Source organism: Psychrobacter sp. NPDC078501 (assembly GCF_044900935.1).
In the GTDB taxonomy this organism is placed as follows: Bacteria; Pseudomonadota; Gammaproteobacteria; order Pseudomonadales; family Moraxellaceae; genus Psychrobacter.
Genome location: NZ_JBJDOS010000003.1, coordinates 338,059 through 364,822 on the forward strand (window position 1 = coordinate 338,059; position 26,764 = coordinate 364,822).

Annotated in this window: 23 protein-coding genes; 2 read left to right on the top strand and 21 right to left on the bottom strand. The window is 40.3% G+C overall.

Features of this window, described 5'->3' with window-relative positions; all coding sequences use genetic code 11:
• Positions 1-7 precede the first annotated feature (7 nt).
• Both ACI2IW_RS07215 and ubiG read right to left on the bottom strand, forming a co-directional pair.
• Complete coding sequence (locus tag ACI2IW_RS07215) at positions 8-718, bottom strand: HAD family hydrolase (RefSeq protein ID WP_101204604.1); 711 nt, start codon at positions 716-718, stop codon at positions 8-10.
• Positions 719-785: 67 nt separating this feature from the next.
• Positions 786-1,613 (bottom strand): bifunctional 2-polyprenyl-6-hydroxyphenol methylase/3-demethylubiquinol 3-O-methyltransferase UbiG, encoded by an 828-nt coding sequence (gene ubiG, locus ACI2IW_RS07220; RefSeq protein WP_404693190.1) that lies wholly within the window; start codon positions 1,611-1,613, stop codon positions 786-788.
• Positions 1,614-2,118: 505 nt separating this feature from the next.
• On the opposite strand from ubiG, the gene ACI2IW_RS07225 reads away from it, so the two are divergent.
• A complete protein-coding gene (locus ACI2IW_RS07225) occupies positions 2,119-2,739 on the top strand; it encodes a thiol:disulfide interchange protein DsbA/DsbL (RefSeq protein ID WP_057757933.1) in 621 nt (206 codons plus the stop codon).
• 200 nt (positions 2,740-2,939) lie between these two features.
• Here ACI2IW_RS07225 and yjgA read toward each other — a convergent pair whose 3' ends face one another.
• From yjgA to mazG, 8 genes are all read right to left on the bottom strand, one after another.
• Positions 2,940-3,452, bottom strand: coding sequence for a ribosome biogenesis factor YjgA (yjgA, locus tag ACI2IW_RS07230; RefSeq protein WP_057757930.1), 513 nt, complete (start codon positions 3,450-3,452; stop codon positions 2,940-2,942).
• Between the two features lie 49 nt (positions 3,453-3,501).
• On the bottom strand, positions 3,502-4,467 hold the full coding sequence (gene rapZ / locus ACI2IW_RS07235; protein WP_404693191.1) for an RNase adapter RapZ: 966 nt from the start codon (positions 4,465-4,467) through the stop codon (positions 3,502-3,504).
• A gap of 51 nt (positions 4,468-4,518) precedes the next feature.
• Positions 4,519-5,421, bottom strand: coding sequence for a pantoate--beta-alanine ligase (gene panC, locus ACI2IW_RS07240; RefSeq protein ID WP_404693192.1), 903 nt, complete (start codon positions 5,419-5,421; stop codon positions 4,519-4,521).
• 66 nt (positions 5,422-5,487) lie between these two features.
• The gene (panB, locus tag ACI2IW_RS07245) at positions 5,488-6,288 is read right to left on the bottom strand and encodes a 3-methyl-2-oxobutanoate hydroxymethyltransferase (RefSeq protein WP_404693193.1); all 801 of its coding nucleotides are present in this window, start codon (positions 6,286-6,288) and stop codon (positions 5,488-5,490) included.
• Between the two features lie 126 nt (positions 6,289-6,414).
• Positions 6,415-6,936 (bottom strand): 2-amino-4-hydroxy-6-hydroxymethyldihydropteridine diphosphokinase, encoded by a 522-nt coding sequence (folK, locus tag ACI2IW_RS07250; RefSeq protein WP_404693194.1) that lies wholly within the window; start codon positions 6,934-6,936, stop codon positions 6,415-6,417.
• 1 nt (position 6,937) lies between these two features.
• A complete protein-coding gene (gene pcnB, locus ACI2IW_RS07255) occupies positions 6,938-9,166 on the bottom strand; it encodes a polynucleotide adenylyltransferase PcnB (protein ID WP_404693195.1) in 2,229 nt (742 codons plus the stop codon).
• A 166-nt stretch (positions 9,167-9,332) separates the two neighbouring features.
• Complete coding sequence (locus ACI2IW_RS07260) at positions 9,333-9,707, bottom strand: helix-hairpin-helix domain-containing protein (protein ID WP_296209078.1); 375 nt, start codon at positions 9,705-9,707, stop codon at positions 9,333-9,335.
• Positions 9,691-10,557 (bottom strand): nucleoside triphosphate pyrophosphohydrolase, encoded by an 867-nt coding sequence (mazG, locus tag ACI2IW_RS07265; RefSeq protein WP_404693196.1) that lies wholly within the window; start codon positions 10,555-10,557, stop codon positions 9,691-9,693. The genes ACI2IW_RS07260 and mazG overlap by 17 nt, the downstream gene beginning before the upstream one ends.
• A gap of 138 nt (positions 10,558-10,695) precedes the next feature.
• Here mazG and ACI2IW_RS07270 point away from each other — a divergent pair, with 138 nt between their 5' ends.
• Positions 10,696-12,183, top strand: coding sequence for a phosphomannomutase CpsG (locus tag ACI2IW_RS07270; protein WP_404693197.1), 1,488 nt, complete (start codon positions 10,696-10,698; stop codon positions 12,181-12,183).
• 102 nt (positions 12,184-12,285) lie between these two features.
• Here the strand turns inward: ACI2IW_RS07270 and ACI2IW_RS07275 are convergent, their stop codons facing one another.
• The 11 genes from ACI2IW_RS07275 to galE all read right to left on the bottom strand — a co-directional run bounded on the left by ACI2IW_RS07275 (position 12,286) and on the right by galE (position 26,714).
• Positions 12,286-13,671 (bottom strand): UDP-glucose/GDP-mannose dehydrogenase family protein, encoded by a 1,386-nt coding sequence (locus ACI2IW_RS07275; RefSeq protein ID WP_404693198.1) that lies wholly within the window; start codon positions 13,669-13,671, stop codon positions 12,286-12,288.
• A 37-nt stretch (positions 13,672-13,708) separates the two neighbouring features.
• Positions 13,709-15,388 (bottom strand): glucose-6-phosphate isomerase, encoded by a 1,680-nt coding sequence (gene pgi / locus ACI2IW_RS07280; RefSeq protein ID WP_404693199.1) that lies wholly within the window; start codon positions 15,386-15,388, stop codon positions 13,709-13,711.
• 3 nt (positions 15,389-15,391) lie between these two features.
• Positions 15,392-16,276: a UTP--glucose-1-phosphate uridylyltransferase gene (locus ACI2IW_RS07285; RefSeq protein WP_404693200.1), complete on the bottom strand. Its 885-nt coding sequence runs from the start codon at positions 16,274-16,276 to the stop codon at positions 15,392-15,394.
• A 115-nt stretch (positions 16,277-16,391) separates the two neighbouring features.
• Positions 16,392-19,931: a hypothetical protein gene (locus ACI2IW_RS07290; protein WP_201568178.1), complete on the bottom strand. Its 3,540-nt coding sequence runs from the start codon at positions 19,929-19,931 to the stop codon at positions 16,392-16,394.
• Between the two features lie 31 nt (positions 19,932-19,962).
• Positions 19,963-21,012 (bottom strand): pseudaminic acid synthase, encoded by a 1,050-nt coding sequence (gene pseI / locus ACI2IW_RS07295; protein WP_370587174.1) that lies wholly within the window; start codon positions 21,010-21,012, stop codon positions 19,963-19,965.
• A complete protein-coding gene (locus ACI2IW_RS07300; protein WP_404693201.1) occupies positions 21,013-21,477 on the bottom strand; it encodes a GNAT family N-acetyltransferase in 465 nt (154 codons plus the stop codon). It abuts the gene before it with no gap.
• Positions 21,474-22,574 (bottom strand): UDP-2,4-diacetamido-2,4,6-trideoxy-beta-L-altropyranose hydrolase, encoded by a 1,101-nt coding sequence (gene pseG, locus ACI2IW_RS07305; RefSeq protein WP_404693202.1) that lies wholly within the window; start codon positions 22,572-22,574, stop codon positions 21,474-21,476. Before pseG ends, ACI2IW_RS07300 begins: the two co-directional genes overlap by 4 nt.
• Positions 22,571-23,260 (bottom strand): pseudaminic acid cytidylyltransferase, encoded by a 690-nt coding sequence (gene pseF, locus ACI2IW_RS07310; RefSeq protein WP_404693203.1) that lies wholly within the window; start codon positions 23,258-23,260, stop codon positions 22,571-22,573. Before pseF ends, pseG begins: the two co-directional genes overlap by 4 nt.
• Positions 23,253-24,425 carry a UDP-4-amino-4,6-dideoxy-N-acetyl-beta-L-altrosamine transaminase gene (gene pseC, locus ACI2IW_RS07315; protein WP_404693204.1) on the bottom strand — a complete coding sequence of 391 codons (1,173 nt, stop codon included), beginning with the start codon at positions 24,423-24,425 and terminating at the stop codon, positions 23,253-23,255. The genes pseF and pseC overlap by 8 nt, the downstream gene beginning before the upstream one ends.
• Positions 24,425-25,423 carry a UDP-N-acetylglucosamine 4,6-dehydratase (inverting) gene (gene pseB / locus ACI2IW_RS07320; RefSeq protein ID WP_404693205.1) on the bottom strand — a complete coding sequence of 333 codons (999 nt, stop codon included), beginning with the start codon at positions 25,421-25,423 and terminating at the stop codon, positions 24,425-24,427. The genes pseC and pseB overlap by 1 nt, the downstream gene beginning before the upstream one ends.
• Before the next feature lie 223 nt (positions 25,424-25,646).
• On the bottom strand, positions 25,647-26,714 hold the full coding sequence (gene galE / locus ACI2IW_RS07325; RefSeq protein ID WP_404693206.1) for a UDP-glucose 4-epimerase GalE: 1,068 nt from the start codon (positions 26,712-26,714) through the stop codon (positions 25,647-25,649).
• Positions 26,715-26,764 lie beyond the last annotated feature (50 nt).

The window sequence follows — 26,764 nt, forward strand, 5'->3', positions numbered from 1 at the left end:
TAGCAGTCTATAAATATTCAAACTTACCAGACGATAGCAGCAATTTATTTAACTGCTCAGGGGTATCCGTAATATAGTCGGCGCCCCATTTTTTTAAAGACTTTTGATCTTCAGGCGGAATATATCCATAAGCGGCCAAAATCGTTGGCATGCCAGCGGCGTTGCCAGCTTCAATATCACGTACATGGTCACCGACATAGAGTACGCAGCCCGCTGCCCCTCGCGGAATACCGAGTTTTTCTAGCGCCATATACATTGGCTCTGGGTCTGGTTTGGTACGTGATACATCATCTGGACAGACCAAAACCGCACAGCGCTGATCCAGTTGCATCTCACTTAATAGCTTTTCGGCTAAATAACGCGGCTTGTTGGTAACGATACCCCATGGCACGCCCTTTGCTTCAAGTTCAGTCAGTACCGCTTCAAGCGCCTGAAACACGCAGCTATCTACACAGATATCTGCTTCATAATCATCTAAGAACTGCTGACGAAACTCAAGCAACGCTTCCTCGCTGACTTCGAGTTGATCGTTATGTCTTAGCATCAATTGCACCATGGCCGAGGCACCCGCAGAGACTTGCTCGCGGATTTCCGCTTCAGGCGGTGCCTGCCAGTCATTTTCGAGACTCATTTTACCAATGATACGAACAAAATCAGCAGCAGTATCGATTAATGTCCCATCAAGGTCAAATAAAACAGCTTTTACAAATTGGGTCATAGTGAATGCTCTTGAGATTGATGACGTGTTTAGTGAAAGTATGGCAAATAAATGGCTGCGTGTAGCATTAAACCAATGGCTTTTGTACGGCTATCATATAATTAACATCGACGTTTTGGGCAAGCCAGTAGCGTTTGGTCAGCGGATTATAATGCAAACCGATAATATCCTGACGAACAAATCCAGTATTAAGGGCCATCTTGTCTAATTCAGCTGGCGTGATAAATTTGGCATAGTCGTGGGTGCCGCGATCAAGCAATCGCAGCACATACTCTGCACCCACGATGGCAAACAGATAAGACTTAGGATTGCGATTAATCGTTGATAACACACAGACGCCGCCAGGAGCTAACAACTCATAACAAGCCTGCACAATCGAACTAGGATCTGGCACGTGCTCTAGCATCTCCATGCAAGTCACCACGTCAAACTGACCAGCCTGCGTTTTTGCTAACTCTTCAACGGGTATATGCTGATAACGAAGCGTATTGTCTAACTGGCTTTGTTCTGCATGTAACGCAGCAGCTTTTAAGTTTTCTGTACCTAAATCAACCCCTGTCACATCAGCACCGCGGCGAGCCATAGATTCTGACAATATTCCGCCGCCGCACCCTACATCGAGTACTTTTTTGCCAGCAAGTCCTTGCTCAGCGATTTTATTAGCAGCGTTTTGATAGCCACGTTTGACGTTTTCTTCTATCCAGTTTAAACGTAATGGATTGATCTCGTGTAGCGTTGCAAACGCCCCTGTATTGCTCCACCACTCACTCGCCAAGTTATTAAATTTTTCGACTTCGCTAGGATCTACGTTGATGGTGTTAGACTCTGTATTATTGAAAGTGCTATTGTTATTTTGATCACTCGAAGTTGATGAAGAATTTAAAGCTGAACTCATGGTATGTTCCTTGATTGTCACTATCGTTATTATCGTTTACAGTGCACGATTATGTGCTTAATATTAGCATGAGAGTAGCAGTTTTGTCGTAAGCACATCGTCACCGATTGTGAATAGGCTCAAACTTTACCCTGTTTTTTGGGCAGTATCTTAATATAGAAGAGCTAAATACTTTTGTGACAATATCGCATCCTAATACTTTCGACTATCTTAAATCTTACATAGAAATAAAGTAGACGTTTGAGAAACAGTAGGTTCAGAAAGTAACAAGCAATATACCTTAAATAATAGCTAACAGCTTTACAACTATCGGTTAAGAATGCGATTCACAAGTACATACATTTTACGTTATCATAGTCGATACTTTGCTATTGTTCGATTATACTCGACACTGTCTGGTTTAGACCCTTTAAAAACTATATATTTTAAAGCGTCACATGTTTAACAACCATATAGACACCAACCTCTTAACCCATTCTAAGTCTCCACACCTCAAGGATAAAGTATGAAACGTGTCATCACACTGACTGGTCTAGCCATGGCCATTGGACTTGCCTCTATGGGCGCACAAGCTGCAGATTATGTCGCTGGAAAAGATTACCGTGTGCTAGACAACCCAGAGAAAATCAGCGGTGATGCTATCATTGTTCGTGAATTCTTTTGGTATGGCTGCCCACATTGTAATGCGCTTAACCCGCACATGGAAAAATGGGCAAAAACCAAAGACAAAGATGTTGCCTTCTTCAAGACACCAGCAGCACTTAACCCTGTTTGGGAAGCCAATGCTCGCGGTTTCTATGCGGCTCAGCTTTTAGGCTTTGAAAGCAAAACTCATGACGCATTATTTGACGCTATCCATAAAGATGGTAAAAAACTGTTTGATCAAGCGTCACTAAGCAAATGGTATGCATCAAAAGGCGTTGATGAAAAGAAATTTAACAGCCTATATAACTCATTCGCTGTTGGTACAAAAATCGGTCGCTCTCAAGAAGGTGCCAAGCGTTATCAAATCACTGGTGTTCCATCTGTCGTGGTACAAGGCAAATATGTGGTAACTGGTGAAAACGCTAAAGTCGCTAAAGTTGTTGACTATTTAGTTGACAAAACTCGCGCTGAAAAGAAATAATTCAAGCAATAAATACTTAAATAACTCACATGACGTACAGCACATCGGTATGTCGTGCACAAAAAAGCCAATCATAAATTGATTGGCTTTTTTGCATCTTAACCTTTTAGCTATACGTCTTTTAATCACCCATTTTTTAACTACTAATCTTTCAACTAATAAAATTCTAATTAATAGATTTCTAGCTTGGTATATAGATGTTATTTCTTCAGCTGCGATAAAATAGCCACTTCACGTATATAGCTTGCCAAATCTGCTTTAGATTCTGCTAGCAACTCATCATCTTGCATATGTTTGGCATACTCTATCCACAATAGTAACTGATACATACTATGGTGCTCAGAAGCCTTATATTGCTTCACAAACTGCTTGAGCGTACCTTCATCATTGATATTCAGACGCTCGTACCAGCTCTCTATTTTTGAAACTTGCTCTTTAGGAAAAAAGGCATCAAATAGTGCCTTTATCAGCTCATGACGATTTTCTTCAATCATCAGCTTGCCAACACGTTTGGTCTGACGGTTGCGAGCATTAGCGCTGGTAATATCAGCCAATGCCATTAACTCCGCCATAAAATAATCACTAGCAGGTAAAGCTTTTAGCTGTTTTTTCGATAAGCTAGCAAGCGGTATAGATAATTGCTGCAAGCGCTCATGGGCTTTTTTGAGTTCTGTGCGCGAAACGCGCATATCCTGTTCTTTCCAGTCGATCATAAAAGCTTTCCAAAATAATAATTAATAAATTAAATAGTGTCTGATATCATTACCAACGACTTTTTTCGCGGTGTTTTGCCAATACCTTCACGCCTTTAGGCATGGCGTCAGCAAGGCGGCGTTGTAGATGATCAGTGATAAAAACAGAGCGATGTTTGCCACCCGTACAGCCTATGGCAACCGTGACCGTATGACGATTATTGTGCAAAAACTCTGGTAGCCAACGGGTCAAAAACTTATCAATATCACCCATCATTTCTGCTACTTCTGGATAATCTGAGAAGAATGCGCCTACCTCAGTATCCAGACCTGTCGAGTCACGTAACTCAGGGTTCCAATGCGGATTCGGTAAAATTCTAACATCGAATACAAAGTCAGCATCGATAGGGCTACCGTATTTAAAACCGAAAGACAGTAGATTGATGACAATCTGGTTGTCCATGCCTATGTGTTCACGCAAGCTGTCTTTTAACTGATGGATATTTAGGCTACTGGTATCAATCCTAATATCAGCATGACCAGCAATTGGCTCTAATAGCTCAACTTCTTTTTTGATAGCAGCGGGTAAATTAAAGGCAATATGCTTAGCGTTATCACTATCGATATCTTGTGACATCAAAGGATGTACACGGCGCGTCGCGTTAAAACGAGCTATCAGTGTACTCTCTTGTGCAGTCACATATAAAATCTGTACCGCATGAGACCCATAAGTCTCCTTAAGAGAAGCATACGTCACTGCAAAATTAGATAAATCAGCACGTGGCGTTCGAATATCGACACCCAGCGCAATACGATGAATGCCGCTTTCATTGACCAGTTTATGAGCAGCATTAGGTAACAAAGACAGCGGTAGGTTATCAATAGAGTAATAGCCTAGATCTTCTAAGATATTCAATACTGAGGTTTTACCAGATCCTGAACGCCCTGAGACCACCAATATACTGAGCTTATTCGTAGACGTCTGATCTGCTATCGTTGCTGCTGTATTACTATTTTGATCCTGACTTACACCCATGATCTACTCATCCAAGTCTATTGTGTCTAGTCTACTGCTATGTCATAAAAGCTAATTTACCACTACCAACTGATTGTCTAACAAACGCGCTTTTCCTAGCCACGCTGCAACTAAAATAACGATATTTTTGTTTTCTATATTAAAGGTTTTAGAGTCACTTACGACAGAACCTAACTCCTCAGTCTTGATTTCCAGATAATCAATAATAAAACCTGCGTCACTAATACGTGTCCGCGTCTCTACTAATAGCTTATCAAATGCTTGCTGACTAAGAGCCGTACTTTTCAAACTCTGCGCTAATTCTTGCAATGCTCGATGTAATACAGGGGCAGCTTGACGCTCATTTGCACTTAAGTATTGATTACGCGATGATAGCGCTAAGCCATCATCAGCACGAACAATAGGCGCACCAATGATATTAATAGGATAACTCAAGTCACGTACCAACTGCTTAATGATAGCAAGCTGCTGATAGTCTTTTTGTCCAAATACTGCCACATCTGGTTGCACAATGTTGAACAGTTTAGAAACCACAATACCAACACCATCGAAGTGTCCAGTACGTGATTGTCCACATAACTGATTGGCAATAGCACCAGCTAATACAGCAGTAGGTGGTGGTAATACTGGATACATTGCATCAATACTAGGTGCAAACACATAATCTGCATCCACTGTCGCAAGCTTAGCTACATCTGCATCTAGCGTACGGGGATAGCTGTCAAAATCTTCCCCAACGCCAAACTGAGTAGGGTTAACGAAAATACTGACCACCACTACATCTGCATGCTGCTTGGCAATTTTTACCAGCTCAAGATGACCGTCATGCAGATTACCCATCGTTGGTACTAGCGCAATGCGCTGCTGACGGTCTTGTCTGTCACTTTGCTGACCACGATAAGGATGCAGCGCTTCACGTAATGACGAGATATCATGATAAATAGTTGGAGACATGATTACTTTTCTTCTATTCAAACGTTCTTTTTTTCAATAGCTTAAACAACTTTAATAACGTCAAAATCAGCTAAATTGGTGCTGCTCAGTTGGGAAGCTACTCTCGCGTACTGACTGCTGATAGAGCGCAAAAGCACCTTCGATACTGTGTGCGCTATTACGCTCATCTGTTAAAAAATCATGGATAAAACGTGGCACTCGGCCATGCGCCATACCTAGCATGTCATGCATAACCAATACCTGACCATCAGTATCGGCGCCAGCACCAATACCAATGACTGGCACGGCAACAGCTTCAGTAACGGCTTTTGCAAGCGCGGCTGGAACACACTCTAGCACTAGCAGTGCAGCACCTGCAGCGACAACTGCTTTGGCGTCGGCAAGCAGTTTATCAGCCGCTTCGTCACCGCGACCTTGAATTTTATAACCACCAAACACGTTGACTGATTGCGGAGTCAAACCAAGATGTACACAAGTTGGTGTACCTGCTTGCGCTAAGGTCGTTACCAATTCACAAAGCTCACTACCACCTTCGATTTTTATGACATGCGCCCCTGCTTGCATTAGCGTGCGGCTATTAGTAACGGCTTCTGGTAATGTCACATAACTCATAAACGGTAGGTCAGCCAATATCAACGCGTGCTTGTTACTACGAGCAATATTGGCAGTGTGATAAGCCATATCTTTAACTGTTACAGGTAATGTTGAGTCATGGCCTTGTACAACCATGCCCAAGCTATCCCCAATTAAAATCGTATCAATTTCGGCTTTTTCCATCATTCGTGCAAACATCGAGTCATAACAGGTCAAGCAAGTGAACTTGGTACCTTCTTTTTTAAACTTATTTAGAGTAGATAATGTCGTCATATGACCCTCAATTAATTTGCAATGCCTTTGATTATCAATATTGCTACTATAAGAGCTATGCTTGAAATACGTTAGACGAATCTTTCAAACATTTAATGTCTATCACTTAGCATCAATTACTTATAATCAATCGCTTGATAGTAATTTTAAACCTGTCCAATCGCGACTTTGGGAATAGTCACCTATCGACTTACCTGCGATGGTTAAATTTGGTGCCAACTCTCGCAGTGGTATTAAGACAAAATTGCGCTCGCTTAAGCCAGCATGCGGTATTGTCAATGTTGGATCAGTAATCTGTGTCTCGCCGTATAGCAAAATATCAACATCTAGACTACGTTCACCCCAACGACGCAAACGTGCCCGCTTGGCCATACTCTCTAACTGCTGACAAAAAGCAAGCAGCTCGTAAGGGGCAAACGTTGTCTCAAAACCAGCCACTGCATTAACAAAATCTGGCTGGTCTTGTGGCCCCATCGGTGCTGAAGCATAAAAAGAAGAGACACTTACTTCGCGTACTTGCTCATGTGCTCGCATTACTGCAAGCGCCTGCTGCAAATGATCGGCAGGCGAACCCAGCTCATTAGCGAGGTTGCTACCCAAGCCCACATAACAGGTAACCCAGTTACTATTATCTGTACTGTTATCCATATTATGCGCTTTCAGTACTAGGCTGACGGCGGCGGCGCTTCGATGGTACAGGGCCTTTACTATCAGTTACTTTCACAGCAGGCAGCTGAGCGCTCGTATCTTGCTTCGCTTTAGTAGCCTTTGCAGTAGTTGCTTTCACCGATTTCTTGGCTCTCGCAGGTGCAGCGGTTTTTGTCGCGTCTCTGCTATCTAATGCCTTGCTAGCTACGTCCTTTACACTTTTAGTATCGCTTTTATCAGACACTTCAACTGCAGGTTTAGGCGCTTTTTTCGCATACTTCGCTACTGGCTGTGTTTTGTCATTACTGCCCTTCGCATCGTTATTGCCTTGTACTTCGATATTGCTCGTACTATCTACAGTAGGTTGACGACGGCGACGCTTATGCGGGATCGGCTCGTTATCCATACTGACTAGCGCAGGTGATCTTGCGATCGAGCGAACTGGTCTAGCCTGATTAGCTGACGCTTGAGCTTCTGGCTGATTAGTATTAGACGGCTGAACGTTATTTGAGTGCTCAGTTTTAGCCGCTTGCTTTGGTGCATCTTGATTGGTTGATGCTGGCTTTCGCACAGGTGCTTTACTACGTTTCGACGTATCATCAGCTGACAGTTGCTTCTGCAATGGCGGCACAACGTTCTCGTGCTCTATAACAAATAATGGCTTAGGCTTTGCCTGTTGACTTGCCGATTGCTTGTTACTAGCAAGAGACAACTGCTGTAGCTGAGCAAGCTCATTATTGTCTTGCTCTACTTGCTGCACGTTGTGTCTGCTACTGTCGTTGCGGCCAGCTTTAGACTGGCTGGCCGCGCGGCGGCGACGGGCTGGAATATTTGACGAATCATTTACCATTGTTTGATCATTTCTACCTTTTTCAGCACGGTCATCGGCTTTATTTTGCTTTGTACTGTTCTGATTAGGTGTTGCGTTATCAGTAGTCTGTGTTTTTGATTCTTGACGATTACGTCCGCGCCCACGTTGCCCTTTTTTATAAGCACCTCGGCGAATATTTTCGTCAAATTCATCAATCGCCTGCTGTTGCTCTTGTTCAGACAAGGTTTGATACGTCTGCCACCAGTCACCCATATCGTTGGTTGACTCTGATAGCGGATGCTCTGCATCGCCACATTGCTCACGTAATAACAAAAAGTCAAAGCCCGCACGGAAACGCGGATGCTCAGATAGCTGGACGATTTGTTTGCTACGCGGGGCTGCAAGTTTTGGCTGCAATATCCAGATATCACGGATAAATTGCTCAGCAAATTTCGGAATAGCGGTTTTGATACGCTGACGGTCGATGACTTTACCAGCAGCATGCATTTGCGCTTCGGCAAACGGCATATTACGTTTCTTGGCTTTTGCTAATTGATGTAGGTAATTTTCCCACAGTAAGGCAGCATAGAAGAACGCAGGATTGATACTCTTGCCCGCCGCAATACGCTTATCGGTATTGATAGCTACCTGATTGACTAAAGCACTTGGCTCAGACGGTGGATAGATAATGAGGCTATCAATCGCACCTGATTCAAACAATAATGGCAATAGGGGTACTAGATAGCCACCGGTAAACATCTTTTGCGTTTCATCATAGAGACGATGCGGTGATATTTGCTCAAGCAGCGCCCAGTTCCCGTCGTTAAATTGCGCGGACAACGCTTCATCAAACTCAAAACCTAACTTGGCTTTGAAACGTAAGGCACGTAACAAGCGCACAGGATCTTCTTCAATACGTACTGGCGCATTGCCCAATAGACGAATGATTCTGTTATCAATATCATCAAGCGCGCCGCAGAAATCATGAACGATGCCTTTGAGCGGTTGATAATAAAGCGCATTGATAGAGAAATCGCGACGGGAGAAATCTTGTTGAATATCGCCCCAAACATTGTCGCGCAGAATCATACCATCTTGATTGGTATTGGCATCACTGGTTGGTGGACCACGGAAAGTAGCAACTTCAATTAACTCGCGACCTGAATATACATGCGCTAACTGGAAGCGGCGACCGATAATGCGGCAGCGCTTACCAAAGACATCTTTAATCTCATGCGGCTTGGCATCAGTGACGGCATCAAAGTCTTTCGGGCGCAGACCTAATAAAGTATCGCGCACACCACCACCGACGATATACGCATCAAACCCAGCACGGGTCAATGTGGCAATCACTTCAGTAATGGAATTGGGTAATTCAGATTTGTTCAGTTCTAACTGCTTGGCGGCACGCTCGGCCATGCATCTACTCCTCGCCGGTATTCTTTAACTACCCCTGAATAACACAGCGTTTATCAGGCGGATGTACCCGCTAGTTTAACAAATTTTGGACCTACTGGGGGTGTTATGACATTTACTTACATGCTATTTTGTCAATATTGGAGTTAATTAATGCAAAACACCATAATTAATCACGCACGCTTAAACGTCTTTGGTTTTTCTCGACTGTTTTTGCACCGATACCTTTCACCTTTGCCAACTCATTCACTGTCTCAAAATCGCCAAACATGTCACGATATAAAATTATCGCCTGTGCTTTACTGCTGCCGATACCATCCAACGAAACCAGATCGCCTTCATTGGCTCGATTGATATTGATGACTTTTTGCTTACGCGCTTGTGTGATAGCTTGTTCTTTTTCTATTAAATATTTATAGGCACGCTGAGGGTCGTCAAAACAAGGATCTGCATTGGCGTTATTGAGTGCGACTACAGATAATAGGAGACTAAAAGCGGTGGTCGTCAGTAAGCTGGTAAATGAAAATTTACGATGAGCGTTCATGTCGTTTCGCCGCTTCCCACAGTGCATCCATTTCTGTTATATCGCTGTCTTCAATACGCTTGCCAGAGAGTTCTAGCTGCTCCTCAATATAACCAAAGCGAGATTTAAACTTGTGCACGCAGGTTAAGGTAGCCGCTTCTGCATCAAGGTTTAATTTGCGTGCGACATTGACCAGCGCAAAAATACAATCGCCTAATTCCTTTTCGACCTCTCTGATATTCGCTTTGACCTCAGCTGTAGACTTATCTGTTAGCTCATGTTTTAGCTCAGCAATCTCTTCGTCTAACTTGTCTACAGCACCTGCAATACCTTCCCAATCAAAACCTAACTTTGACGCTTGCTTTTGTACATCCTGCGCCTGCATCAATGCGCTACCCGCTTTGACTTGATCTAAGCGACGCTTTGATTTACCACGTGCTTCGCGTGCCTGCTGCTCCTCAAGCTTGATTTCGTCCCAGCGTATTTTTACTGCCGCATCGTCTTTGAGCGTTTCGGCTTCAAACACATGTGGATGACGGCGAACTAACTTCTCTTGTAAGGTTGTAATGACATCGCTCATATCAAAGCGCCCTTGCTCCGCATACATCTGACAATGAAATACCACTTGCAGTAGCACATCGCCAAGCTCACCTTTGATGTCTTCATCATCGTCGCTCTGTACCGCCTCGCCTAGCTCATAAGCCTCTTCGACGGCATAAGGAATAAGACTATGGTTGGTTTGCTTTTTGTCCCACGGACAGTCTGTCCTTAGTCGTGCCATCAACGCTAACAAATCATCAAGCTGGCCAGTGGCTTCTGGTGTTTCTTGTACTGGTACAGGCACGGTAACTTTATTGTCTAAAATACTCATAAGGGCGGCTCTTATCGTTTTATGTGTTGTTTGCTGATTCGTCTAATAGTTAGTGTATCATTGAACACAGCTTGGCTTATAATTGTGCTACTGACGACTTCATTTTACCACCGCTCATGCGCGAGGAACTTTATCATTATGTCCACTTCTGCGACCATCAACTATCAACCAGCCGCGACATTCCACCCTATTACTATTAGCTCATTTAAGGCCTATGACATTCGGGGTGAGCTTGGGGTCAATCTCGATGAAGAGATTTCCTACCGTATCGGGCGCGCGTTCGCACAGATTTTATATCAGCGTTATCAGGCAGCAGCTCAAACCCAAGCCGATGATGTAGCAACACTAAAACCTGCTATCGTTATCGGTAGTGATATTCGCCACTCTAGTGAGCAATTAAAACAAGCCGCTATCAAAGGCATCGTTGATGCAGGCGTTGATGTGATTGATTTGGGCATGAGTGGTACTGAAGAAGTATATTTTGCTACCAGTCACTATCAGGCGTTAGGTGGTATCGAAGTGACTGCCAGTCATAACCCTATCAATTATAATGGCCTAAAACTGGTTAAAGAACATTCAAAACCAATCAGCGCTGATGATGGTTTGGCAGAGATTCAAGCACTGGCAGAATCTGGGCAGTTCACTACGGATAATCAATCAGGCAAATTACAGTTATTGACGGATAAAAGCGCGTATATCGATCATGTCATGACTTTTATCGATACTGATAAACTAAAACCACTTAAACTGGTCGTTAATTCAGGCAATGGTAGTGCAGGTCCTGTGGTCGATTTATTAATCGATAAATTAGCACAAGCAGATGCACCGATTGAAGTGATTAAATTACATCATACTCCTGATGGTAGCTTCCCTAACGGCATCCCCAATCCAATGATTGAAGCCAATAGAGTGGCCACCCAGCAAGCCGTTTTGGAAAATAACGCGGATCTTGGCATTGCTTTTGATGGTGACTTTGATCGCTGCTTCCTATTCGATGAACGTGGTGAATTTATCGATGGTAGCTACATCGTCGGTATGCTCGCTCAAGCTTTTTTGAATAAATACCCAAGCGAGTCAATCGTCTATGATCCACGAGTAATTTATAATACCGAAGCAGTGATAGAGGAACACAACGGCAAGGCTGTCATTAGTAAATCTGGACACTCATTTATCAAGCAAGTCATGCGGGACTCAGGTGCTGTATATGGCGGTGAAATGTCCGCGCATCATTATTTCCGCGACTTCTTCTATTGCGATAGTGGCATGATTCCATGGTTATTGACCATTGAGCTGTTGTCTATCACTGGTAAAACACTATCCGAATTGGTCACAGGCTATATTGCCGCCTACCCTAGCTCAGGCGAATTAAACTTTCACCTCACTACTCACGATGCACCAGCTATCATCAGCGCTATTGAAGAGAAGTTTAGTTCACAGAATCCAGTTAAATCGACACTCGATGGTCTAAGTCTGAATTTTGGAGAGTGGCGCTTCAATCTGCGAGCATCGAATACCGAGCCGCTTATCAGATTGAATATCGAAAGTCGCGGCGATCAACCGTTACTGGCTGCTAAAACTCAAGAAATTCAGCAATGGCTAGCAACGCAAGGTGCCGTACCAGCATAAAGTGATTGACCCAGTAAAAATCATTCTGATTGTCAGTCGAAAAAGGCTCGCTAATAAGTATTAGCGAGCCTTTTTTCTATACACAGAAAACCTTAAATCAAACTATTTAGTTCGGCCAATACCCATATAGTCACCTACTAAGCTATTAATTTGCGAGCGTGTCAGGGCATTTTGCGCATCAAATACTGGCATGGCTTGTTGATTGATTTTGCCAATATTTAATTGATCTCGTGGTGACCAACTAATAATAAAAATAGCATGGGTATCGCAAAGCTGTTGATAGGGATCAGTAATCAGCTCAAGTAATGGTTGTTGCTGATAAAGCTCAGCAAGCTCGTGCTGTGCCTTATCACTATAAACCAGCGTACGAATATTATAAGACCACAGTAATGCTAATAACGGATGAATAGCTGATCCAGCGCTACGTCCTGAACCTGATTTATAACTACCGCCCCAAATCATGACCGTTTTATTATCGATAAAACCATCGAAATATTGCCAGAACTTACGGAATATCAGCTCTTTTTGGTCTTCATTAATATGCATAATAGATTGTAATAAAGGCATATCTAAGCTATGCGTATAGCTTGACTGCTGCAATTTAGCCAGCTCAGTGGGCAAAGTATTACCACCGAACCCCCACCCTGCTTTTAGATAACTGCTGCCTACCCGATCATCCAATCCCATAATACGACTGACTTGACTGATATCAACCTTTTGACTATCAGCCAAACGTGACATCTCATTCATAAAGCTCACTCTAGTCGCTAGCATTGCCATGATACTACTGCGAGCAAACTCTATCGTTGCGATATCAGCATGATGAGTAGCGCGTGCATGCTGCATTAAAGGCTTCAACACATTCAAGTGCTGGCTGCTACTTGCTGTCTTTTCACCCAGTAGCCATAACGAAGGGTTCAGCATCGAGCTATAAGCATCGCCATCTTGTAAGAATACAAATGGCACATAATAGACCCAAGCACGCTGTAAACGCTGAGCCAAACCAGCTACATGGCCTAATTGCTCAATGCCACTCATAATTACAGGTAGTGCTTGCTGATGGCTTTGATTAAAAGCGGTAATCCAATTATCTTCTGTCCATACAGGTTTAATACTATCTAAAAACAACCAATAAAGCGTCACCGTACTTTGAACATCAGTTTCGTTATGACCAGCTGCTTCATAGCCTTTTATTAGCATATCGGCACTAGCTGGCAATTCCTTAATGATAATGACCTGCTGCTGCTCATACATTTGCCATAGGGCTTGCAGATGATGCTCAAAACTATACTGTTGTATCTGCTGCGTCAGTAGCATTTTGTCTGCGTAAAGGTGCACACACTGACCGAGACTTGCCAGCACCACTGCACTGGTAATCGCCTCTATACTGTGACCAATAAGCACACAAACTGTAGAATCGGAGAACTGGTTTGGTTCAGATTTCTTGTTATATTTATTCATATGGCTACCATCTAAAGCCGTCTCCATGAGCGTGCTTTCCTATATTATTGACGTATCAATACTACTAAGACAGCTGTTTAATACGCTGTAGTAATTGGTCAGTAGACGTATCGAATAGGCCTTGAGCATCTTTCTGCACATGCTGCATAGCATGGTGTACGGAGTCTGCCATTTGCTTGCCCATCTCGACGCCCCATTGATCAAACGGATTGATATCCCAGATACTGGCCATGACATAAACCTTATGCTCGTAGAGCGCTATCAATGCTCCTAAGCTATGCGGCGTCAGCTCATCAATCAGTAATGTGGTTGACGGTTGATTCCCACGGTAGTACTTATATTTGTCTGCTTCGGAAACTGTCTGTGGATCCACCAGATCTGTCACAGCAGCATTACCAAATGCCAATACTCGACTTTGCGCCAGACAATTCGCTAAAGACAATTCGTGCTGTTGTTGCAATGATGAGTTTCGCGCCTCATCACCGTAGCGACGTACACAAGCGATAAAGTCACAGGAAACCTGCTGCGTGCCTTGGTGTAGCAACTGATAGAATGCATGTTGCGCATTTGAGCCAATTTCACCCCATAGAATTGGACACGTATCATAGTCAATATGATCCCCATTCCGAGTAACGGACTTACCATTACTCTCCATCTCTAGCTGAGTAAGATAGCTGGGTAGATAGCCTAGCCTACCATCATAAGGCAATACGGTATGCGCATTTACTTGTAAAAAAGTACTATTCCAAACTGCCAGTAAGCCTAGCAGTACTGGTAAATTATCAGCAAAGTCCGCCTGTGCAAAATGCTCATCCATACTATGAGCACCACTTAATAGCGCCTTAAAGCCATTCATACCAATACGAATAGCAATGGCAAGGCCTATCGCCGACCATAGAGAGAAGCGACCGCCGACCCATTCCCAAAGCTGCAACTGATGCTCAGGATGAATTCCCCAAGCACTCATTTTTTCACTATTGGCTGAGATGCCGATAAAGTGTCGACGTAATACACTATCTTCTGTACCTGCACGGAGCTTTGCCGTCGCAAGTAGCCAAGATAATGCCGTCTTAGCATTCGATAAAGTGTCAACCGTCCCAAAGGATTTGGAAGAGATAATAAATAGTGTGGTCTCAGGATTTAAATGCTTGAGTAGATTATCAAGCTGCGTACCGTCCATATTGGAGACAAAATGCACTTCAATACTGGTATCTGCCCATTCATCAAGCGCTGTAGTTGCCATCAGCGGTCCTAAATCAGAGCCGCCAACCCCAATATTGACAACATCTGTAATTGCCTTGCCAGAAAACCCGCGCCACGTGCCATTGCGCACGCGCTCTGATAAGCGTGCTACTTGCGCCAAACTATGATGTACATCAGCGACGATATTTTGTCCATCCACTTGTAATGTCGCTGTCTCTGGCAATCGTAATGCTGTGTGCAATGCAGCACGCTGCTCGCTAGTATTTACCATCGCCCCATGCAGCAATGAATCAATACGAGCATCCAGCTCACAACTATCGGCCAAACTTAGTAAGTTAGACAATACTGTCTGATCGATACGCTGCTTACTAAAGTCCATATACAGCGCACCAGCCTGCACACTGAAATGCTTAGCGCGTTTATCATCTTGCGCAAATAACTGTGCAAGCGACCACGGGTGCTTTGCAAGCGTCTGTAGTTGCTGCCAGTATTTAGAATGTCGAGCACTGCTATATGCCTTGTCGCCCATTACCTCTTTCATCAGCTATTCATCATCTGCTAATTGCTGCTCGGCAAAGTAGATGAATGCCTGCATATACGAGCGCATATCGCCTGCATCGTAGCTATCACCACGCATAGTTGTAACATGGACACCATATTCACTAATGAGCGCGTCAATCGCATCTGTCAGCTGGATCTCACCACCGACAGATGCTTTAGTATTGGCTAAGTAATCAAAGATATGGTTGCTGAATACATAGCGTCCTACCACAGCCAGATTTGAAGGAGCATCAGCTAAATTAGGCTTTTCTACAAAGCCAGCCACTTTAAAGCTAACATTAGTATTTACTTCTTCATCAATGTCATTAGTATCACTGAGTTTTCCATCTAGTTGAGCAATACCGTATTTATGTACGTCTTCATCTGCTACTTGATCAACCAATATCTGTGAATGACCATCTGTAGCAAAGGCATCCAACATAAAGGCCAAATTATCAGCAGACATATCAGTGGTAAATGGATCAAGCACGACATCAGGCAGTAATACGGCAAAGTCATGCTCACCAATGATTGGTCGAGCAGCAAGTACTGCATGTCCCAAACCTAACGCTTTACCTTGACGTATCATCGATACCGTTACGTCTTCTGGCAACCAGTTCAAGCTATCAGCCAACTCATCTTTGCCTTTATGACGTAATTGATTATCCAATTCCGCATTGATATCAAAGTAGTTTTCTATCGCGCTCTTTTGCGCATGACCGACCAAGACAATATGCTTGATACCCGCAGCGATGGCCTCTTCAACCACGTAATGAATAGCAGGACGATTGCCAAGCGGTAACAACTCTTTTGGCACAGATTTCGACAATGGCAACATACGAGTACCAAAGCCTGCGACAGGAATAACAGCGTGAGTGATTTTTTTCATAAGAGTAATGCTCAAGTAGCAATGAAAGCTATTTTCGAAGAAAATAGTTATTTAGACAACTTTAACTAAGAGCCTATATTTATAGGCTCTTAGTTAATAAAAACACAATTAGGTATCATGTCTCTGCAAAATAGACCAATCTCTTGCATATCTCTTCAGATAAAGCTTTCTTATTGCCTTTCTCTGGAACATCGACAATTGTAATCGAATTATGCCAAACATCTGTTCCTGCACTATTAATTTTTCGCCAATCAATTTCTGATGAATTGGAGAATAACCATGTATTAATGCCAAGCGCACCAGCAAGCTCAACTACAGTTGTCGCTGGAGCTATAATCAGGTCCATACAAGACATTAAAGCAGCGACACCGTCAAAATCATTGTATTGATCTAAATCCTCAAAGTTCATAATCTTGCCTGGATATCGAGAATTAATCCATTCTAGTTCTTCATTACATTCGTCATATTGTAAGTTTACAAATTGGACATTTTCAATGGTAAATAAAGGTTCAAGCTCTTCAACGCTCAAGTAGTGTTCATTTCTCGCCGTTGTAGAAAGGCTACTTCTCCAACTAAGACCAACAATCTTTTTATCTTTTGGAATTTTTTCTTTATATGTTAGTTTAAGTTCAGGAGCACAGTGTAGATACTGATTGCCTTTAAAATCTTCATATCCATGCCTAACGACATGCAGCATATCTGTAACATAACAAATAGCATCCACATTTTCTATTACATCGACTATATCATTATTTATAGATTGAAAGAGGTCAGAGCCTGGAACTTTGGTATATTCATTCAGATTAATCAAATCAGTACTTCTAGGTCTTGGCACTCCTATAAATGTTATATTCTTAAAAGAATAACTTAACAGGTTTTTCAATCTTGGCGAGCAAGACATATATATTTCTTTACCCGCAAACTTTCGACAAATAGAATTATAAATGGAAGCAAATCTTATCTCATCACCCGGACCAAATATAGCAAGTAACAAAACCTTGTCAAACCCCTTAAAATCTTTTTGGGAAAAATCTACATATTTATCTTTATAATAAATTTTAGTAAATTCAGTAATTTTAATTTGAGTAAAGGTGTAAAATGCATCGTAAAGTAGACGATTACCAAAGTACGCTTTTCTTAAATGCATATCACCAATTTGCAAACCCCTTCTTTCTGCTCTATGCACTAAAGCAAGTGATTTTTCATAATTTGATGATAATACATATAACCTTAATAACTCTTGTACATTTAATTTAGTAAAAGTCGTCTCTAGTGAGTCTTCCATTAAACTGACAGCTGTAGCTATCTTATTATTGTAAGATAACGATTGAGAATACTGCACTAATGTAGGTATAGATTTACTATTATTTAATAATTTCAAAGAAGTAGATTCTGCTTTTTCAAATCTTTCAACAGCTATATAAGCTTGTATCTTCCTAGTGTCTATATCATTATCAAAATTTAACTGGTTATTAATAATCATGAGATACTCACTTAAGAGTTCTTTATTACTTAAGAAATTGTGAAGTAAATACTTGGCAGCTACAATCAAATTTGGTTTCAGATTCACCAAATTAATGATAAAAGTTAGTAAGTCTTCATCACTTCTAAAACCAGTGTTCTGATAGGACAACATTTCCTGAACAATAGGGTTTCTATTGCTACTAAGTACATTCAATCCTTTATATACTTTTGCTGCAGAATTTAGTTCCTCTGGAAGGGCTAAAAGATTAAGTAATCTACATAACTTACTAAATGTATCTTCAGAGTTATAACCAAGTAAAAGTAGTTTCAAGCAACTATCTAATGCGCCATCTAGTTTTCGTGTTTTCATTTGATAATTGAACATATCAAAAACTGCTTTAGAGACTTGTTCGACTGGAAATTCATCGTGGTCAACTTTCACCGAATTTATACCTACTACCTTTTCGTCAATATCATATTCAGTGTTAATACGCTCTGTAGTAACTATTTTTTCCGAAAAGCTATTGTTCAGTCCACTTCCTTCTAATATGTTCTTTATCAACTTAGAACGTTTAGATTTTAAGGTATTTCTTTCTAAAATCGCCAAAGCGAAGTCGTCATTGTTTGTCTCACTTAACCACCAAACCCAATGAGCATCTAATTCATTTTCAAACCCTAGAACACTTAGTTCTAATAATATGTTGTAATAAACATTACTTGAAACATGATTTCTTAATACATTTAATAAATAGTTCCTACTATATTCATTGAAAGCTAAACCTAAAAGAAAATAAGTTATTATTTTTTGACTGATTTCAGAATTTTTATTGCAATACTGTCCTATTTCCACCTTACTTAAAACGGTAGTAAAAGCACTATCATCCTTTTCTTTACTCGCTTTTAACAACATAGACGGCCAACTGTAAGAGCTGGAAGCCATTACGAGACTATCTTTATCTTCTAAACTTATTTTCTGTGAAGCTACGTTTTTTCCAATATATTTATCTGAAGAAATCCTATAAATCGTCGCAGTGAGACCAACTAATGAATTCTCCAAATTGCATAAATATTTAGGATAAATAATATAAACTATTATGAACAATTCTAGTTTTGTTAATGTTCTGTTTCTTCCAAGATATTCAACTCTATCATCGGTTAGCCCCCATCCACCATAGAAGGCTCTACCCATCAAAGTTACTTTTTTATTTCTTAATACTGCTTCTAAACCAGTAAGAGAACAAATGGTGTAAATATGATCAGCTTTATTGATAGCCTCAATAACATCTACATCAGGACTTTGTATACTAGCGAAGAACTTAACCTTATCTGACTCAAACTTTGAGTTTTGATAGCCTTTATATATTTCTGGATGAGGTCTATATATAATTTGTGCACTTGGATTTTCCATTTTAGCAAGCCTTACAACATCTTCAGCTTGCCAATTATCGATATTAGCATATCGTAAAGACGCATCACTGTCTACTTGACCAATTACAAGAACTGTTTTCTTAGTCTTAATTTCTATATCTTTTTTAGTGTAAAAAGGATTATATTTAGAAACATTAGACTCAATGAAAAAGTTAAATAGTTTCGTCCCTTCATGGACAGTGGATATAGGTATTTCATAATTGTCTAGCAGACAATCTAAGTCAGAGGTTCCATTAGAGTTATAATAAAGACCTTTTCTATCAAAAACTAAAGAGTACGGTGTAACACCATTTGCTCCTAGATCTGCAGATCGGACAAATCCATCTTCTGCTCTCCAAGTATCAATGCCTATAAATTTTAAATACCTTCCCAATAGTTTACTTTCATTGTAGCCCCAAATTAAAGCCAGTTTAGGTTTAATAGATAAACCCATGAGTAATCTAACAGCTTTCATATCTACTTGTTTTCTAGGTGCGAAAGCTACTCTATACTGAGGTAAATACTCAGCTATAAAACCAAACTTCCAGTCATTAAACCCAAATGCAATAACAATAGGTTTATCAGATCCTTCTAACCAACTATCTCCAACTAAATATAGCTTTTCATAGCCAGTATCTTCACCAATAACTTCAAACGGATCATGGACATTAAACTCGTAACCTTTATTAGTAGGTTTTTTTCGACTCCAAAACCCCTCAACCCTTTTCAAAAAGTATATAAACAATTTTTGTTTGGTAGTTTTTTTGAACATTTTTGGCAACATATATATAACTCAAAATTTATATTTAACTCATTTAATTTACTAAAGTAAACGTTACTGGTGTAGCATACTCTATGTCGGTCAAAACTTTTCTTCCTATTATATTCTCATACATTTTGGGGGGTAGGCCGTAGCCTGGTCTTACGCTTCTGATAGAGTCAGGAGTAATCGTATCACCAGCTTTTAAAGATTTTACAAAGTACAATGACCTTCTAAATTGTGCATTGCCCTCTTCACTCGATTTACGTCCATAATCAACCTTACCCAATGCCTCCCAACAAATACGACTCGCATCGCATAAGTGTTTCAATTCGGATGCCTCTAAAGAAAAGCTATCATCTGGACCACCGCCACTTCTGTCTAAGGTGACATGCTTTTCTATAATATTTGCCCCGAGTGCTACACTTGCTATTGCAGTAGTGTTATCCAAGGTATGGTCTGATAACCCTGTGAGCAGATTAAACCGTTGTTGCATATCTGATATAGTTCTTAGATTATAATCACTTGAAGGAGCAGGGTAACCACTAACGCAATGTAAGATAGCTAACTGTTCACAACCCCCAGATTTGGCAGCGTCAATGGCTTCTGCTATCTCCTCATCGTTAGCCATTCCTGTTGAGATAATCATAGGCTTACCAGTTCTTGCAACATACCTAATAAGTGGTAGATCGATTGCTTCAAAACTAGCGATCTTGTAAGCTGGAGCATTCAAATCTTCTAACATATCGACTGCAGTTGTATCAAAAGGAGAACTAAACATAGTAATACCTGTTGATCTTGCCTTGTCAAACAAAGGTTTGTGCCACTCCCAAGGAGTATGCGCGGATTGGTAAAGGTCATATAAAGTTTGACCATCCCATAAACCGCCTTTTATCTGAAACTCTTCTTTATCTGAATTTAAAGTAATAGTATCTGCTGTATAGGTTTGCATTTTTACTGCATCTGCTCCGCAATGCTTAGCCATTTCGATTATTCGAAATGCATTCTCAATATTACCATTATGATTAGCAGACATTTCAGCTATAATATATGGAGCATGATTAGGGCTTATTTGTCTATTTTCTATAAAAAAATCTTTCATCAGTTAACCCTTACGATATATATATAAATTAAATTTTGGACAATACAAACTGTTATAACTAAAGCGGTTGGCAGAAAATACTTTCTGAGAAGCAATATTACTTTTATGTATAACAGCATGATATGCATCTAAGTCAGTGACTTTTATTATTTTATTAATTGTCCGCTTAGCATAGCCTTTACCAGCGTATTTAGGGTCAATAGTTAAAGATATTTCTGCTATAGATTCTGTACTGTCTAATAATGAATCAAGTCTTACAACCCCAATGATAATGTCATTATCTACGATTTTAAAAATTTTCGTTGTATCACTCTTTAGCTTGTTATTGAACCATTTTATATGTTCATCATATTTAGGAATATTAGAATCTAATGCAAACTTCCGTATACCTTCTATGCACTGAAGATTATATAGATAGTCTAAGTCGGTCTCATTTACCGGAATCAGTTCAAGTGCATCATTAATCATTTATCAGTACCTTTTTCATAAATTAAGATGAGCTCTTTGGCTACTCGATTTGCACCTATCCCATCTACTAAATGTGTAATACTATGTTTACGTGCTCTATACTTACTACTACTTATTGACAATCGATTTAAATAGCTAGATATAGACTCAACGGTAATAGTATTTAAGTTTCCTAAATAATCCACTAGATTTTTTTCGTGCAAATAACTTACTAGGTCTTTTTGGTTGTCAGCAATATCGATTAATGCAGCGTTTAAACCCAAACAAAACCTTTCCCATACTGTAGAACCACAGGCACCTAAGGCGAAGTCGCTAACTTTCATCAAGTATGACATCTGATTAGTTTGCTCTTCTAAATATATATGCTTGGACTGTTTGACTATATTTTTGCAATAAGCAAGATCTTCTGATGATAATTTGCCAGTAATAATATGGAAATTAAATTTATGACACTTAACTAAGGCAGGTAAAAAAACCTTCCAGACTTTTAAATTACCAACGCCTCCAAAGTTTACTAATATAGTCTCAAACCTGCTTGAATATTTTTGTGTTTTGGTCTCTCGTAAAGAGACAAACTCATCTCTAAGCAGTGCATATTTTGGACCTAATAACCGTAAACAATTACTAGATACTAAACCATCATATCTAGAACTCAAGTTGGGCCAATAATTCTGATCAATCAATAAATCGCAAGTATGTTTGCGGTTCTCTAAGTCATCAATTACTACTACAGGTAAAGATATTGCATTTTTTACTATATTTTCCCAAACGCTATTAATAGAGTAATGATCAAGGACAACCATATCTATGTGTTGCTCAGAAATGGCACTGATAAAGTCTTGAGCATCCTGTTCCTGAGAAACTCCTAACCAATATGAGTGATCTTCAGGAATATTTTCAAATGTAGCAGACCCAATAACATGATGAATAAAACCACTAATAGTGATTAAATCCAACAGCTCTTTATCATATTCTCTGACAAAAAAAATGCTCGAAATAGACATCTTTTTCAATTCACGAGCTAATGTAAGACAACGTTGTAAATGGCCTGTTCCTATGTGTTTAGCTACGTCAACTCTAAAACCTACCGATCTCAACCTTGCCTCCAAGCTCGGTATAAAATTTCTGCCATATCCCAATCTTCTAAAGTATCAATATCTTGAACACGATATCGAGGAATCTTGATACCGATAGAGTTTGAACTAAAAATCGGCAATCCTTCCTGCCAAGCTTGCTTTGTTCCCCAATAAAACTGACCAGCGTCATGCCAGCATTCTTCTAAATCTTGAGAGCGAACATCAAACATCTCTGCATTATGCATTGATACTCTACCTTCTTTTTGCAGCAGTAGAGAACGCTGGATAGGAAAAGCATAACTTGTAATACTAAATGCATAGTCGCAGTCTAGTTTTGCCTTTATAGTGTTCAAGCCAGTAATTATATCTTTTGGAGATATCATAGGAGCTGTAGCATAAATACAGCATATGTATTCAAGATTTGGATTTTCTAACTTTTCAATGACATCTTGAATTACTGGCGTAGTACCTGAGAAGTCATTCGAAAGTTTTTCATTACGAATGAAAGGTACTTCAGCACCATACCTGATAGCTGTTTCAGCTATCTCTTCGTCATCGGTAGACACAACAACTCTGTCAAAACACCCACTGTTTATTGCTGCTTTTATTGAATAGGAAATAAGAGGATTACCATGGAAGTTTTTTATATTCTTACGTGGTATACGCTTGCTACCTCCCCTGGCAGGTATTACAGCTATGCTAGTCATAAGCTAATATATCCTTTAATGTTTCAACCACATAGTCTTGCTGCTCTTGCGATAAGTCAGGATACAAGGGTAAGCTAATAGCTTCTTCGTAATACTGTTCTGCTTGTGGAAAATCACCTAGTTTAAAGCCAAAATGCTCTTTGTAATAAGGCTGAAGATGTACAGGTATATAATGAAGATTGACACCAATATTAGCAGCACGCAAAGCTTTAAAAACTTCTAAATGCGTAGGTTTGATTTCATCTAGCTTTAATCTAATTACATAAAGATGAAGACCAGAATAAGATTCTTGTATTTGAAAAGGCACAATCACGGCAAGACTAGCTAATTTCTCATTATATCTATTTGCAATCTCATGACGACTTTTTGTAATACTCGATAGTCTTTTTATTTGTGAGACCCCAAGCGCTGCCTGCATCTCTGTCATACGATAGTTATAACCCAAGTCAACTTGTTGATAATACCAAGGCCCGTCGGGTTCGTGAGTCATAAGATCAAAATCACGAGTAATACCATGACTACGTAACAACTCCATCTTTTGTGCTAGCTCTTCGTTTTTCGTGGTTGCTACGCCGCCTTCAGCAGTCGTAATTATTTTGACTGGATGAAAGCTAAAAATCGTGATATCCGAATATTGGCAGTTACCTATTGGCTGGTTTTTATACTTACCACCTATAGCATGTGAAGCATCCTCGATAATAGAAAAACCATACTTTTTAGAAAGTTGATATATCCTCTCCATATCGCAAGGCTGACCACATAAATGCACAGGAATCACTACCTTTGGTAATTTATCTTGCTCTTTAGCAGCTTCGAGCTTATGTTCTAGAGACTGAATAGATAAATTATAGGTTCTTGGATCAATATCTACGAAGTCAACTGTAGCACCGCAATACAAAGCACAGTTTGCAGATGCTACAAACGTAATAGGTGTCGTCCAAACAATGTCACCTTGGCCCACGTTCAAAGCCAAACACGCAACGTGGAGGGCTGAAGTAGCACTGTTCATTGCCAGAGCATATTCAACATTACAATATTCTTTAATTACATTTTCAAATTCCGGTACTTTAGGACCTTGCGTTAAATAATCAGACTTGAGGACATTGACGACCGCGTCAATGTCCTCCTCTGTAATATTCTGGCGACCGTAGGGAATAAAATTCATTAGATTTTACCAATATTATCTTTGTTCTCTTGTATCCAAGATTCGAGCTCTTCTCTTGGCATCCATTCAGTATTATTATCACTTGAATAAATAAAACCTTCTGGAACTAATTTACCATCTTTTACTCTCTCAGGTGAATGACCCCAATTGTTAATAGTAGGTAAGATTTTAAAGTGTTCAGGGTATTCATAAGTATAATAAGAATCTTCAGCGCCAATCATTTGCTCGTGTAGCTTCTCACCAGGTCTAATTCCAACTACCTTAGTGGTAGCTTCTGGCGCTACAGCTTTTGCTACATCCATAATATTCATTGATGGAATTTTTTTAACGTAAATTTCACCACCTTCCATATCTTCAAAAGCATGCCATACAAGCTCAACACCTTCTTCCAAAGTAATCATAAAACGTGTCATACGATCATCAGTAATAGGTAGCTCGCCTCTTTCTTTAATTGATAAGAAGAAAGGGATTACTGATCCACGTGATCCCATCACATTACCATATCTTACGACAGAGAATTTGGTCACATGCTGTCCGCTATAAGCATTTCCTGCTACAAATAACTTATCAGAAGTGAGTTTAGTAGCACCGTATAGATTTATAGGACTACTTGCTTTATCAGTTGATAGCGCCACTACACCCTTAACACCTTTATCTATGCATGCATCAATTAGGTTCATTGCCCCATGTACATTCGTTTTCACACATTCAAAAGGATTATATTCTGCTGTTGGAACAATTTTGGTAGCAGCAGCATGCACGACATAATCAACTCCATCTAAAGCACGGTATAGCCTTTCTTTATCTCTTACATCGCCAATAAAAAAGCGTACGCGTGGATCATCCTGAAACAGTTTAGCCATTTCCCATTGCTTCATTTCATCTCTTGAGAAAATAATGATTTTTTTAGGATTATATTTCTCAAGGGTCATCGGAATAAACTTGTGTCCGAACGAACCTGTACCGCCTGTTACTAAAATCGTTGAATTACTTAACATTTCTTATTAACCTCAAGTATTTGTACCTGTTTAAATAAAGATTCTCTACATTAATAGGGTGATTATACTCTTAAATAATTATCTAGTTGTGCATTGTAGCTGACTCAGAGCTTGATTTTTAGCTAAAGTCCTAGAAAATTCCGAGTCTAAAAGCTTCTTTTATATGAACACCATTTTCACTCCCATATAAACAACTAAAGAGTGATTTACTAATAAACAATTTTTACTTATAGCCATTTGGATTCATGCTCTGCCAACGCCATGTATCTTGACACATATCAGCAATCGATAGTTCAGCTTGCCACCCTAACAGTGTTTTCGCTTTATAGGCACTGGCATAGCAACTGGCAATATCACCTGCACGACGTTCTGCAAACTGATAAGGAATAGCCTGTCCAGATACCTCAGAAAATGCAGATACCAATTCTAATACAGACGTACCTTTGCCAGTGCCTAAGTTAATAGGTAAAAAGCCTACTGAGTTTTGCGCCGTACCATCTTCACTTGGTCTGGTTTGTTTATCTAGATAATTTATTGCAGCCACATGACCTTGAGCCAAATCAGTGACATGAATAAAGTCACGCACACCTGTTCCATCGACAGTAGGATAGTCATTACCAAAGATACTGAGCTTATCAAGTTTGCCAACGGCCACTTGAGAAATATAAGGCATTAAGTTGTTAGGAATGTCACTGGGGTCTTCACCAATCTGTCCTGATGGATGCGCGCCTACTGGATTAAAGTATCTAAGAGCAATCAGACTCCAACTGTCGTCAGACAAAGCTAAGTCTTCCAAGATATGTTCAACTGTTAGCTTGCTCTGACCATAGGGGTTAGTGCATGAGCGTGGTGATTTCTCATCGATAGGTAAGGTATCAGGATCACCATAAACAGTAGCGGAGGATGAGAAAACGAAATTTTTGACATTATACTCTGACATTATTTCTAATAAAGTGATGGTTCCACTGACATTATTATTATAATACATGAGTGGTTTGGCAACAGACTCACCAACGGCTTTTAAACCAGCGAAATGAATTACGCCAAAAAAATGATGCGCGGCAAATACTTGTTTGAGTGATTCAGCATCTCGTATATCACCTTCGATAAACTCAATTGTCTGTCCAATAAGCGTAGAGACACGGTTAATCGCCTCACGGCTACTATTGAATAAGTTATCGTACACAACAAAATCATAGCCTGCTTCATGCAATGCTATACAGGTATGCGTACCAATATAGCCTGCTCCTCCCGTGACTAGTATCTTATTTTTCATAAAATTTTCAAGCATAAAAAAGACACCCCATTGTAGGGGTGTCTTATCAGTAATTCAATAGAGTT

What these genes read in the sequence shown, in the direction of transcription:
- ACI2IW_RS07215 (WP_101204604.1), bottom strand. Translation starts at nt 718, where the DNA reads ATGACCCAATTTGTAAAAGCTGTTTTATTTGACCTTGATGGGACATTA.
- ubiG (WP_404693190.1), bottom strand. Translation starts at nt 1,613, where the DNA reads ATGAGTTCAGCTTTAAATTCTTCATCAACTTCGAGTGATCAAAATAAC.
- ACI2IW_RS07225 (WP_057757933.1), top strand. Translation starts at nt 2,119, where the DNA reads ATGAAACGTGTCATCACACTGACTGGTCTAGCCATGGCCATTGGACTT.
- yjgA (WP_057757930.1), bottom strand. Translation starts at nt 3,452, where the DNA reads ATGATCGACTGGAAAGAACAGGATATGCGCGTTTCGCGCACAGAACTC.
- rapZ (WP_404693191.1), bottom strand. Translation starts at nt 4,467, where the DNA reads ATGGGTGTAAGTCAGGATCAAAATAGTAATACAGCAGCAACGATAGCA.
- panC (WP_404693192.1), bottom strand. Translation starts at nt 5,421, where the DNA reads ATGTCTCCAACTATTTATCATGATATCTCGTCATTACGTGAAGCGCTG.
- panB (WP_404693193.1), bottom strand. Translation starts at nt 6,288, where the DNA reads ATGACGACATTATCTACTCTAAATAAGTTTAAAAAAGAAGGTACCAAG.
- folK (WP_404693194.1), bottom strand. Translation starts at nt 6,936, where the DNA reads ATGGATAACAGTACAGATAATAGTAACTGGGTTACCTGTTATGTGGGC.
- pcnB (WP_404693195.1), bottom strand. Translation starts at nt 9,166, where the DNA reads ATGGCCGAGCGTGCCGCCAAGCAGTTAGAACTGAACAAATCTGAATTA.
- ACI2IW_RS07260 (WP_296209078.1), bottom strand. Translation starts at nt 9,707, where the DNA reads ATGAACGCTCATCGTAAATTTTCATTTACCAGCTTACTGACGACCACC.
- mazG (WP_404693196.1), bottom strand. Translation starts at nt 10,557, where the DNA reads ATGAGTATTTTAGACAATAAAGTTACCGTGCCTGTACCAGTACAAGAA.
- ACI2IW_RS07270 (WP_404693197.1), top strand. Translation starts at nt 10,696, where the DNA reads ATGTCCACTTCTGCGACCATCAACTATCAACCAGCCGCGACATTCCAC.
- ACI2IW_RS07275 (WP_404693198.1), bottom strand. Translation starts at nt 13,671, where the DNA reads ATGGAGACGGCTTTAGATGGTAGCCATATGAATAAATATAACAAGAAA.
- pgi (WP_404693199.1), bottom strand. Translation starts at nt 15,388, where the DNA reads ATGAAAGAGGTAATGGGCGACAAGGCATATAGCAGTGCTCGACATTCT.
- ACI2IW_RS07285 (WP_404693200.1), bottom strand. Translation starts at nt 16,276, where the DNA reads ATGAAAAAAATCACTCACGCTGTTATTCCTGTCGCAGGCTTTGGTACT.
- ACI2IW_RS07290 (WP_201568178.1), bottom strand. Translation starts at nt 19,931, where the DNA reads ATGTTGCCAAAAATGTTCAAAAAAACTACCAAACAAAAATTGTTTATA.
- ACI2IW_RS07300 (WP_404693201.1), bottom strand. Translation starts at nt 21,477, where the DNA reads ATGATTAATGATGCACTTGAACTGATTCCGGTAAATGAGACCGACTTA.
- pseF (WP_404693203.1), bottom strand. Translation starts at nt 23,260, where the DNA reads ATGACTAGCATAGCTGTAATACCTGCCAGGGGAGGTAGCAAGCGTATA.
- pseC (WP_404693204.1), bottom strand. Translation starts at nt 24,425, where the DNA reads ATGAATTTTATTCCCTACGGTCGCCAGAATATTACAGAGGAGGACATT.
- pseB (WP_404693205.1), bottom strand. Translation starts at nt 25,423, where the DNA reads ATGTTAAGTAATTCAACGATTTTAGTAACAGGCGGTACAGGTTCGTTC.
- galE (WP_404693206.1), bottom strand. Translation starts at nt 26,714, where the DNA reads ATGCTTGAAAATTTTATGAAAAATAAGATACTAGTCACGGGAGGAGCA.